This is a genomic window from Maribacter sp. X9, assembly GCF_048537565.1.
Classification (GTDB): domain Bacteria; phylum Bacteroidota; class Bacteroidia; order Flavobacteriales; family Flavobacteriaceae; genus Maribacter.
In genome coordinates, this window is the sequence record NZ_CP183215.1 from 2,361,819 (window position 1) to 2,374,296 (window position 12,478).

Below are 12,478 nucleotides of genomic sequence, written 5' to 3' on the forward strand. Positions count from 1 at the left end.
AAAAGAATAACCTTATAACTTTAAATATATTGTTTTAAGATTTGTAATAGGATTTATACCAATCAATAAACCGCTGAACTCCCAGTTTTATAGGCGTATTCGGGGCGTAGTTATAATCTGAAATCAAATCATCGACATTGGCCCAGGTTTTTTCTACATCACCCGGTTGCATGGGCAGCATTTCTTTTTGGGCGGTAATTTCTAGACTTTCCTCGATGGCCGTAATAAAATCCATCAATTTGACCGATTTACTATTGCCAATATTATAAATTTTAAAATGTTCTTTGTCAGCATCTCCTGAAAGAATAGGGGTTTCTATAATGCGTACTACGCCTTCGGTAATATCGTCGATATAGGTAAAGTCACGTTCCAAGTTACCGTTATTAAAAACTTTTATGGGTTTACCGTTGATGATGGCATCGGTAAATAGGAACATGGCCATATCGGGTCTTCCCCAGGGGCCGTAAACCGTAAAGAAACGTAGTCCGGTAGTTTTAAAACCGTACAGATGTCCATAAGCATGGGCCATCAGTTCATTACTTTTCTTGGTGGCCGCGTACAAACTTACCGGATGGTCTACTGCATCAGTAGTTTCAAAAGGTATTTTTTCATTAAGGCCGTATACGCTAGAGCTACTGGCATAGACCAAATGCTTTATCGTATACTTACGACAACACTCCAAAATATTCAGAAAACCGACCAAGTTACTGTCTATATAAGCCTCGGGATTTTCAAGACTGTACCTCACCCCGGCCTGAGCGGCTAAATTACAAACCTTGTCAAATGCTTGGTCCTTGAAAAGTACGGGTAGGCTTTCACGGTTTTCCAATGCCATGCGAATAAATGAAAATTCTTCATGTGTAGCGCTCTTTACCATTTGATTAAAGGTTTCGGCTTCCGGTCGTGCAATCCCTAACTCTTCTAAACGCGCATATTTTAAATTAATATCGTAATAGTCATTAATATTGTCCAAGCCTACTACGGTATGCCCTTGAGCCAATAGCGATTTGGATACGAAAAAGCCGATAAACCCTGCTGCGCCGGTTACTAAAATCTTCATGATTGACCTATTTTATAATAATTAAAGCCTATTTGTTCCATTGTAGCGGTGTCCAACAAACGCCTTCCATCAAATACAAAGGCTGGTTTCAACATTTGACGATAAATAGCTTCCCAATCATAGGTCTTGAACTCGTCCCATTCCGTTAAGATTGCGATGGCATGGGCCGCTTCCGTAGCTTTTATAGGATCATTCGTTACCGTTAGCAACTTTCTGTTTTCCTCAGGGGGACGGGTACCTAGGTAATCGAGGTCTGCATAGATACGTTCGGCCGAAACTTTAGGATCGTACACTATGATTTCTGCACGTTCTTCCAATAGCGCATCCGCAACCGAAATGGCAGGGGATTCACGGGTGTCATTGGTGTCTTTCTTAAAGGCCCAACCATAGAGGACAATTTTTTTGCCAGAAATGGTATTATATAAGGTGGATATAATGTTCTCGGCGAACCTACTTTTTTGGTAGTCATTGGCGATGATGACCTGCTCCCAATAATCGGCCACCTCTTGTAGTCCATATGACCGGGCGATATATACTAAATTAAGGATATCCTTTTGAAAACAGGAACCTCCAAAACCTACGGATGCATTTAGGAACTTAGAACCAATACGGCTATCAAAGCCTATGGCCCTTGAAATTTCCTGAATATTGGCATCGGTTTTTTCACACAAGGCCGAAATCGTGTTAATAGAGGAGACACGCTGTGCCAAAAAGGCATTGGCCACTAATTTGGATAGCTCTGAAGACCAAACATTGGTCTGTAAAATACGTTCTTTCGGTAACCAGTGTTCATAAACCTCACTTAGGGCATCTTTGGCCTCTTGGCCAGAAGGGGTATCGTTGCCCCCGATTAATACACGGTCTGCATGTAACAAATCTTCGATGGCCGTACCTTCCGCTAAAAATTCAGGATTGGATAGAATTTCAAATTTCACCGAATTACCGGTGTTATCCAATATATTCTGAATGGCCTGAGCGGTGCGCACAGGCAGGGTCGATTTTTCAACCACTATTTTATCATCTTTGGCAACTTTGGCGATGTTGCGTGCACACAACTCTATAAACTTTAAATCAGCCGCCTGGCCTTTTCCTTTACCATAAGTTTTGGTTGGGGTATTTACCGAAATGAAGATCATTTGTGCTTCATCGATGGCCTTATCTACGGCCGTGGAGAAAAATAAGTTTTTCCCCCGGCTCTTACCCACTATTTCCTTTAACCCTGGTTCGTAAATAGGAAGTTTGTCCAAATCTTCTGTATTCCATTGTGCAATACGGTCTTCATTAATATCTACCACCGTAACCTGAATTTCTGGACATTGACTTGCAATGACGGACATGGTGGGGCCGCCAACGTAGCCGGCGCCAATACAACATATTTTTGTAATCTTTTTCATTCGTACGATTAGGAGTTAAAAAGGCAAAGATTATAAAATAACGTGCGATTAAAAAATCTATTTTAGACGTAAGCGTTTTTTAAAAGGTTTAAAAGCAAGATGTACCGTTATAAGGAGAGGGCCTTCTCCTTTAACCGATAAATTTCACGGATTAAACGAATTATATCCTTTATTCTATTTTAAGAGCACAACTATAATTAATTTTGAAACGTATATTTGTAACCCAAAATAATCGACTTTTGAAAACCACAGTGACACCTGCTAAAATATGGCTCTCTTCCCCACACATGGGAGGAACCGAAAAGAAATATGTTGACGAAGCGTTCGCCACCAACTGGATCGCACCCTTAGGACCTAATGTTAACGGCTTTGAAAAAGCGATACGAGAACAATTAGGGAATGAAGCATACGTAGCGGCTTTAAGTTCTGGTACAGCGGCAATTCATTTAGGTTTGGAACTATTAGGTGTAGGGAAAGGCGATGAGGTTATTTGCCAAAGTTTTACCTTCTCCGCTTCCGCCAATCCTATTCTTTACTTAGGAGCGGAACCGGTATTCGTGGATAGTGAATCGGATACTTGGAATTTATCGCCGTCATTGTTACGTAGCGCTATTGAAGACCGAATTAAGAACCATAAAAAACCAAAAGCCATCATTGCCGTCCATTTATATGGAATGCCCTATAAAGTTAACGAAATACGTGCCATTGCCGATGAGTTTCAAATTCCTATTTTAGAGGATAGTGCCGAGGCCTTAGGTAGTACATATGAAGGTAACGCATGTGGTACTTTCGGAGATATCGGTATCTTATCTTTTAATGGGAATAAAATTATAACAACCTCAGGCGGCGGGGCATTGGTGTCAAAAAATAAAAATTATACCGATAAGGCCATATTTTTGGCAACTCAAGCACGGGATGATGCACCTCATTATCAACACTCGCACATTGGATACAATTACCGGATGAGTAATGTTCTTGCCGGTATAGGTAGAGGTCAAATGGAAGTTCTAGAGGAACGTGTAGCGGCACGAAGGGCCAATCACAAATTCTATGAAGAGGCCTTGGCTAGTTTTAGTGAAATAGATTTTTTACAAGAGCCGGAAGGTTATTTTTCAAATAGGTGGTTAAGCTGTATTTTGACGCCTTCTTTTGAAATTCGTGAAAGGCTTCGTTTAGCGCTCCTTGAGGAAAATATCGAATCAAGGCCCTTATGGAAACCTTTGCATTTACAACCTATATTTAGCGACCATGCACAGTTTATGGACGGAACCTCTCAAGTTCTTTTTGAAAGAGGTCTTTGTTTGCCAAGCGGATCTAATTTGTCTCAAGAAGATTTGGAATACGTCGTCGCAACCATAAAAAATGTTTTATCATGATACAAAAATACATAGCTCAAAATACGCAACGTTACGCTTCTAAATGGTTGGTGTTGACTATTGACCTGTTTACGGTAGGTTTTTCTTTTATCCTTTCATATTTGATCCGTTTTAATTTAACCTTAGATTTTGAAGTTCAAAACTTATGGGTTCAATTACCCTTGGTCATTATAACAGCTTTATTGGCTTTTATTATTGTGGGATCTTATAAGGGCGTGGTTCGTCATACTGGCGTACGCGATGTTTATAATATTTTTAATGCTATCTGCCTTTCTAGTATTTTGGTCATATTTATTGTATTGGCCAATAGGCAGTTTGATATTTTAAATCAATTTACGATTCCGTTATCGATTATCATTATCAACAGTTTGATAACCTTTGTGGGACTAACGGCATCTAGATTTGTGTTTAAATCCATCTATAACCAAATTAATAGTTCGAACAAAGCCTATAAAAATGTATTGATTTACGGGGCTGGATCTTCAGGAGTCTTAACCCATGGCGCCATCAGTAACAGTCCACAAAGCAGGTATAAGGTTGTGGGTTATATTGACCGTGATGCCAAAAAGATTGGGAAACACATTAATGGGGTACCTGTCTTTGCCAGAAAATCTTTAACCGAGGCCTTTATAATCAAAAATAATATTTCTGAAATTATATTCTCTATACAAAATATAGATTCAAGAAAACTACGTAAAACGGTTGAGGGTCTGGTCGATTATCCTATTGTTGTTAAAATAGTACCTCCTATCGAAGATTGGATCAATGGCGAGCTTAAGGTTTCACAAATTAAACAAGTGCAAATAGAAGATTTGTTGGATCGGGCTCCCATAAAAATCAACAATAGTAAAATTGCGATGGAATTGATGAACAAAAGTATTATGGTTACCGGCGGTGCGGGATCTATCGGTAGTGAGATTGTTCGTCAAATAGCTACATATTCCTATAAATCGCTAATTATTATTGATTCTGCAGAATCGGCTTTGTACGACTTGCAACAGGAATTAAAACAAAACGGGTGCCATAATTTTATACCCATTGTAAGTGATGTGCGTGATAAAAATAGAATGAACGCTTTATTTGCCGAACATCGTCCCAATGTTGTTTTCCATGCCGCTGCTTATAAGCACGTTCCACTAATGGAGTATAATTCGTATGAAGCCATTAAAATTAATATTGGGGGAACAAAAACAATAGCCGACCTTTCACTTATTCATGGTGTAGAGAAGTTTGTATTCGTTTCTACCGATAAGGCGGTTAATCCGACCAATGTTATGGGCGCTTCAAAGCGTATTGCAGAAATGTATATCGGTTGTATGCAAAAGGAAAACAAAACCAAGTTCATAACCACACGTTTTGGAAATGTTTTGGGCTCGAATGGGTCGGTTATTCCTCTATTTAGAAAGCAAATAGAAAAAGGAGGACCGTTGACCTTGACCCACAAAGACATTACCCGTTATTTTATGACCATACCTGAGGCTTCACAACTTGTATTGGAAGCAGGGGCTATGGGTGAAGGAGGTGAAATATTTATTTTTGATATGGGTGAATCCGTTAAGATTTTCGATTTGGCCAAAAACATGATTAAACTTTCAGGTCTACGATATCCGGAAGACATTGACATCAAAATTACAGGCTTGCGCCCGGGAGAGAAATTGTACGAAGAATTATTGGCCAATGGTGAAAATACCCTCCCTACCTATCATCAGAAAATTAAAATCAGTAAAGTACGTGAAGTAGATTATGCGAAGGTGAGATCGAAAATCGATGAGCTTTGTATTACCAATATGTTCTTTAATGGCAACACGGTAAAACTTATGAAAGAAATAGTTCCCGAATATGTCTCGAAAAATTCAGACCTTTGCGAATTGGATAAGAAGTCTGGCACGAATGATTTTTCAAGTAAAACGACATTAAAAATAGTTCAACCTTAAATTAATCCATACAGAAAACAACCTTTACTTTAATTCCTCTTCAAGATGATAAAAAATAAAATGAACTTAAGTAGATTCTCAATATTCTTATTAATTGGATTGCTCATATCTTCATGTGCTACAAGAAAAGATGTTGTTTACTTTCAGGATGCCAAAGATTATGAGACTATTGTAAGTGATAATTCACATAACAATACCTTTAAAATTGACGATGTCGTAGGGATAAATGTTTCAACCCTCGATCCGACGGCCAGTATTCCGTTTAACCTTTTCTCAAGTGCAAGATCTGAAGGCAGTTTTGCACAACCCCAACAATTAGATTATATTGTGGACAAAAACGGAGAAATTGATTTCCCGGTTTTGGGCAATGTTAAAATTATCGGGCTTACTCCTGAGGAGACCAAAATTCTTTTAAAGGAAAAATTAAAACCTTATTTAAAAGACCCCATTATCAATATTCGGCTACGCAACTTTACCGTAACCGTTTTAGGGCAGGTCAATAAGCCAGGTACATTTCCCGTAAATGGGGAACAGATAACGGTTCTAGAGGCCATAGGTTTGGCCAATGATCTTAACATAAAAGGAAAACGTGACAATATTTTGGTTATTCGTGATTTTAATGGAACCAAGGTATATACTCGAATCGATTTAACTTCTAAAGATGCCTTAAACTCTCCGGTCTACTATTTGACCCAAAACGATATCGTTTATGTGGAGCCTAACAAATCGGCCGTGACACAATCTACATTAGACAACCGTGCCAATTTAGCTGTATCCATTGCATCCCTTTTGATTACCATCTCCGTTGTTTTAATAACAAGAAATTAAGATATTTTTTCAGCTACCTACTTACACTTATTCTATGAGTTTTTCCGATAAAAAAGAGGATATCAAATCAGTTATTTCAAACTATACCAAACATTGGAAATGGTTTGTGATATGCGGCCTATTGGCCTTGATCATTGCTTACGTCAATATTCGTTATACCATACCTGAATATGCGGTTCAAGCCCAAATACAGATCGTTCAGGAAAAAAATGCAGCAAGCGAAATGAGTGCTTTTCAAGACCTGAATATTCTTGGTGCATCTAACAAGCAAGTAGAAGATGAAATCGAAATATTGGCTTCACGGTCTAATTTTATAGAGGTTGTCAAAGAGTTGAAGGCTAATTTTAAAATAGTTGCCTTAGGTAATGTCATTAATTCGGAAGTATATGCTGCCCCCCCCATAAAAATGAATTTTATTGTGGCCGATTCTATTATCAACAATGCCACCTATGATTTTTTTATTGAATTCTCTTCGGCAACTACCTTTGGCTTTACAGAAGCGGAAGATGCGCCTTCTAAAGTATATGCTTTTGGAAATGGAATACCTACTCCGATTGGGGACATGGTGATAACGCCTAATGTGAAAGATGTAAAGGGATTGATTGGAAGAAAATACCATGTGTCCATTCGTCCGATTGCAGATGTGGCTCGTAGCTTGAAAGAAGCAGTTCAAATTGCCGCTACCGCCGAATTATCTAATATTCTTACGATTTCTATGACCAGTGCCATACCTAAAAAGGCCAAGGATGTTATTAATAAACTTATTGAGGTATATAACAGAAATGCGATAGAGGAAAAAAAGCGAATAGCCGATACTACCTCTGATTTTATCAATAATAGAATTCAGTTGATTGCAGGAGCCTTAACTACTGTGGATCAAGATGCCCAGGAATTATTGACTGAAAAAGGCATGACCGGTTCGGGTCTCGAAGTTGGTGCAGCAGTGCAGGTGAGTGCAGGAAGCCGCCAAAATTTGGAGAATGCCAAAATACAGTTGCAAATGGTCAGTGGTTTAAAGGATTATGTGAGTGGTGAGACCGGCTATGATGAAATGCCCGTTGTTGATGTAGGTAGTGGAGCCTTGAGCCAAGCTACGGTGCAATACAACCAACTGGTAGCTGAACGTAAGCGCTTACTGAAAAGTGCCGATGAAAAAAACCCGATGATCGTAAACCTCGATGAACAACTGGATGGTTTAAAAAATACCATGCAATCGAGTTTAAACTCCTTGGAACGGAATGTAGGGATGAACGTAAATACCTTACAAAGTCAATTGGGTAGAATACAGGGGACCATCTATTCTGCACCTGAAAATCAACGGGAATTACGAAATATTACCAGGAAGCAGGAAACTACAGAATCACTTTACCTTTATTTGTTGCAGAAAAGGGAAGAGTCACAAATTGCTTTTGCGTCGGCAGCCCCGAAATCTAATATAATTGATGATGCCTTTGTATCTAGTCCAACTCCTGTAAAACCCAAAAAGGCAATTATGTACCTCGCTGCTTTAATACTTGGGTTGCTACTTCCTTTTGGCGTTATCTACGGTAAGGGTCAATTGGATACCAAAATACATAATAAGCATTCTCTGGAAGCGCTAACCAAAGATGTTCCGGTACTTGGCGAGTTACCCACACTTAGTAAAAAGGAGAGTAAAATTATTATCAACGATGACCGTTCTGTTCTAGCCGAAGCACTGCGTATTATACGAGCCAATTTGGACTTTTTGATCAAGACCAAACGCGCTAGTGATAAAAACAAGAACAATGTGGTATTCGTTACCTCAAGTACGCCTGGTGAAGGAAAGACCTTTGTTTCTACGAACCTCTCCATGATTTTGGCAAGTACCGAAAAGAAAGTACTCTTGGTCGGTGCAGATGTGCGTAATCCCAAGTTATACTCCTTCTTTAGTGGAGATTCTGTAGATAAGTTAAAATCTCCAACACGAAATAAAGACGCGGGTTTAACTGAATATTTATTAGATGAATCTTTATCTGTAAATGATATCATTCGTCCAATGTTAGTGCATAATAATACTATAGATGTTATCTATTCAGGTAAAATTCCACCAAATCCATCTGAACTATTGATGAGTTCTAGGGTTTCAGATTTATTAGCTGAGGTTTCTGAACTTTATGATTATGTAATTGTGGATACTGCGCCGATGATGGTGGTTAGTGATACCTTATTGATAGCACCTTTTGCCAATCACGTTATTTACGTTACTAGGGCCGGTATTACAGATGAAGCAGCTGTAAAATTCCCCCTTAACCTTCGTGATGAAGGAAAGTTAAAGGGTATTTCGTTTGTTGTGAACGATGTAAGCCTTGAAAATCTTGGTTACGGAGGTAAGTATGGTTATGGCTATGGTAAAACCAGTAAAAAGTGGTGGAAATTTTAAACCATTACTTATTTAAAATTATATATTGTTTTTTCCAGTATTGGCTTTAAATTTTTGATGGTCTTCGTATCGAGGCTTATTTTTTTTAAGTTTTCTAGTTGAGACAATTTATGAACGTCACTTGCGGCAAAGTCTATTAAATTATTATTTAATAGACTTTTCGCTATTTTTTGCACATCGCTTCCATAATAATCCCCTAGCGACAATAAATTCAATTGGAAGAGCAGCCCTTTGTTTTTTAGTTTTTTGTATTCTCCTAAACTATAATGGAAGTAGGAATATCGCTCAGGATGCGCAAAAATTGGAAATAGGCCTTTCTCCTTTATTTTGTCAATGGCATTATTGAAATTAATCGAAGCTTGTAAATAGGACATCTCGATTAAAATATAGCTCTTCGAAAGCGGCATTATATTATTTTCATCAACCAGTTTTTCAAAACCTGAATCGATCATATGCTCAGCGGCAGCTTGAATATTGATATGGTCTAAATTGCTCATTTTCAAACCATTTTGAAGCAATGCAAGTGATTTCGTTATCGTATTAGGATTATTAGGATAATAATTTTCCATTATATGAGGGGTGCAAATGAAATCTTTAACCCCAAATTCGCCAAAGCATTTGATAAGTTCAATAGCATCCTCAACGCTTTTTGCGCCATCATCAATACCAGGGAGGATATGATTATGAATATCAATGAAGCCGTCTAAATCGTCTATTAAAAAATGTTTTTTAGTAAAGAAACTGAACATAACCTACTCTGATTTTTTTGTTACCAATTCAATAGGTAACCGTTTTATAGTTTATTTTGGTTTAGGATTTTTGTGTCTTAAAAGCATCCCGCAACCATAAAATAAATGCAAACTATTCCGCAAAGTTAAGGTGTTTTGTCTATTTCATCGATGAGGTTATCGGGTTTTACAAGAATAACCTATTTTATTGATGGAATTCAATTGCCATAAAAATAAGTTCTACTATGGTTTAAAAATAGTACCCGGCCTTTTAAGGTACCGTCAGGTTGATGAGTTAAAGAAATTACATCAAGTCGTAATAAGCACTAACAGCAGATGTGCTATCTTCTACAGGGTTCAATCTTACTATTTTCTTAAAAAACAATTGTTTTCCAGTAACGTTTAACTATGTTGGATTTTAAATGAATCCAGTAGAGTGGTGGTCTTATAGTTTATGGTCCATAAGACGAAGAGCGAATTTACTCCCGCCGACTTTTAAACTGAGAACTTTCCTATTTTGAGTAAGGCAAAAAAAAACAGTTAAATAAGAAACCCTTAAATAAGGGGTTGAGGTCTTGGTCATTTATACAGTGGCACCCTTGATGTAATTCATTTGAGGTGGATTATCGGACTATGTCTTAGGAGGACTTCAAGTAGGTCGATATCAGTTTTTTTTAGGAAATGGTAACGTAAATTTAAATGAACTACCTTTTCCGACTTCGCTTTCTATCCAAATTCTTCCACCGTGTCTTACCACAAATTCTTCACAAATAATTAGACCTAAACCTGATCCTTTTTCGTCTACCGTTCCTGTCGTTGTTACATTTTCACCAACTTTAAATAATCTGTTCTTAATATCTTCTTTAATACCAATTCCGTTATCTGAAACCGTGATTTCGACAAAGTTATGTTTGCCTACTGCTTCAATATTAATTTTACCGTTCGTTCCAGTAAATTTAATGGCATTCGAGATCAGGTTACGTAATATTGTTTTAAGCATGTTCTCTTCGGCATATACCTTAAGATCGATAGATTGATTATAGTTCAGGGATATATCCTTGCTTTTCGCAGTTGTGCTTAGTATTTCGAATATTTCTAACACGATTGGTTTTAATTTTAGGGTTACTGGCTCAAATTTAATTTGCCCTGTTTGTGATCTTGCCCAATCAAGTAAATTATCAAGTAAAACAAGTGTGGTTTTTGAGGATGTGTGTATCATTTTAGCAATATTTTCAACTTCTTCAATATTCTTGTTTGCAGTATTCAAGCTCAATAATTCAGAAAGACCTAAGATGCTATTAAACGGACTTCTTAAATCGTGTGAAATGATAGAGAACAATTTGTCTTTAGTGATATTTATTTCCTTTTGTTGTTTTTCACTATCTAAACGTGCTTGTTCCGCTTTTTTTCGGTCGGTAATATCATATAATATTGAAAATAATATTCGTTCCCCTTTGTATTCTATTGGTGAAGAATGAACTTCAACTGTCCGTATTTCACCGTTAGCTAATTTATGCGGGAAAATAAAGTGATTTCTTTCCTCTTTTACTGCGTTAGTGCGTTCTAGTGAAACTTGTTCTGAAGATAGCATGTTGATATCATCAATTTTCATTGAACACAGTTCGGCTTTTTCATAGCCATAGAAATTAATTGCCGAAGGGTTTGCATCGAGAATTAAACCTGTTTTCACATCAATCAATAACATAATTGCATTATGTCTTTCGAACATTTTTTTGAACATTTTTTCGTCTTTTTAACTTGGTATGATGGTTTTAAATGTCTTTGTGCAGTAAAGTGAACCTTAAGTATCTTTCAAATTGTATAGACCATGCCTTAAGATCATATTCATATAATTTATTTTCTGGTATGAAGTTTTGACTGATTTTTGAAAATGGTTCTACCAAAAAATTATCGGTTGGTACTTATGAAGTACAATGATTATCATATATTCCTTATACCCTCAAATATAGATGTTTAATGGCATATTTTTCTCCCTTACAACATGTTTTGTACCTTATAAAAATAAGATTACAAGTTTTTTGGAATAAAAAATCAGTAGAGAGTGAAATAAATCTCCTTTGATTGAGCCGTAACAGTTAAAAAAGGAAATTGGCATTAAACGTTTTACCGCTCAGTACTACATTGGTGTTTGAAATTTCATTTCGATTTATTTTTTTGATGAACAACCCTAATAGGTTCAAACGAAGTCATAAACTTTTAGGATTGTTTTTTAAACGGGTTCTCATTAAGAACATTTTACAGATAAGATTTCTAGTTGAAAAATGGATAAAAAGGTTATAACCGTCTATGGAAATTCTAATCATTACTTTTACAGCCACTAAAAGACTTCTCTAGAACCAATTGGTTACGTTAATTGTGGGCATAAGCTAAAATGGGAGTATGCATAAAGAGCTGAACTCTTCTTCGCAGGTTCATCACTTAGGTCGAGAGGAGGGATGGCAAGCTCATAAATTGAAATGATTTTCTTTAAAAATGTTTGTTGTAACCTTCATCGATAAGATTAACGTACTTGAATTGGTTCGATTAATAGCCGTGTGATTTTCTTCTAAGCAGTTCGCTATGCTTGTTTTCTTATTCCAATAAACTCATAGAAAATCTTAACAATTACAACCCATTGAAGTTCAATTTTCCTTTAACGTAGTTATTTGTTAGAACAAACTACCTTTGGCAGATATTACTTGAAATTTGTTTATTTACTGTTATTAATTGTTCTATCGCGAGAACCGCACCTTAATT

The 12,478-nt window shown here is 37.0% G+C and carries 8 protein-coding genes; 4 read left to right on the forward strand and 4 right to left on the reverse strand.

The window, feature by feature from the left end; all coding sequences use genetic code 11:
* Positions 1–34: 34 nt before the first annotated feature.
* Positions 35–1,060 carry an NAD-dependent epimerase gene (locus tag ACNR9Q_RS10075; protein ID WP_419211090.1) on the reverse strand — a complete coding sequence of 342 codons (1,026 nt, stop codon included), beginning with the start codon at positions 1,058–1,060 and terminating at the stop codon, positions 35–37.
* Complete coding sequence (locus tag ACNR9Q_RS10080) at positions 1,057–2,454, reverse strand: nucleotide sugar dehydrogenase (RefSeq protein ID WP_419211091.1); 1,398 nt, start codon at positions 2,452–2,454, stop codon at positions 1,057–1,059. Before ACNR9Q_RS10080 ends, ACNR9Q_RS10075 begins: the two co-directional genes overlap by 4 nt.
* A 287-nt stretch (positions 2,455–2,741) precedes the next feature.
* Between ACNR9Q_RS10080 and ACNR9Q_RS10085 the strand changes: the two genes are divergently transcribed.
* The 4 genes from ACNR9Q_RS10085 to ACNR9Q_RS10100 are packed head-to-tail and all read left to right on the forward strand — an operon-like array spanning position 2,742 to position 8,993.
* On the forward strand, positions 2,742–3,830 hold the full coding sequence (locus ACNR9Q_RS10085) for a DegT/DnrJ/EryC1/StrS family aminotransferase (RefSeq protein WP_419214268.1): 1,089 nt from the start codon (positions 2,742–2,744) through the stop codon (positions 3,828–3,830).
* The gene (locus tag ACNR9Q_RS10090) at positions 3,827–5,764 is read left to right on the forward strand and encodes a polysaccharide biosynthesis protein (protein WP_419211092.1); all 1,938 of its coding nucleotides are present in this window, start codon (positions 3,827–3,829) and stop codon (positions 5,762–5,764) included. Before ACNR9Q_RS10085 ends, ACNR9Q_RS10090 begins: the two co-directional genes overlap by 4 nt.
* Before the next feature lie 60 nt (positions 5,765–5,824).
* Positions 5,825–6,592 (forward strand): polysaccharide biosynthesis/export family protein, encoded by a 768-nt coding sequence (locus tag ACNR9Q_RS10095; protein WP_419211093.1) that lies wholly within the window; start codon positions 5,825–5,827, stop codon positions 6,590–6,592.
* Positions 6,593–6,626: 34 nt separating this feature from the next.
* Entirely contained in the window at positions 6,627–8,993 is a 2,367-nt protein-coding gene (locus ACNR9Q_RS10100) for a GumC family protein (RefSeq protein ID WP_419211094.1), read from the forward strand.
* Between the two features lie 8 nt (positions 8,994–9,001).
* Here ACNR9Q_RS10100 and ACNR9Q_RS10105 read toward each other — a convergent pair whose 3' ends face one another.
* Positions 9,002–9,742: a tyrosine-protein phosphatase gene (locus ACNR9Q_RS10105; protein WP_419211095.1), complete on the reverse strand. Its 741-nt coding sequence runs from the start codon at positions 9,740–9,742 to the stop codon at positions 9,002–9,004.
* Between the two features lie 643 nt (positions 9,743–10,385).
* Positions 10,386–11,462, reverse strand: coding sequence for a PAS domain-containing sensor histidine kinase (locus ACNR9Q_RS10110; protein ID WP_419211096.1), 1,077 nt, complete (start codon positions 11,460–11,462; stop codon positions 10,386–10,388).
* Positions 11,463–12,478: the final 1,016 nt, after the last annotated feature.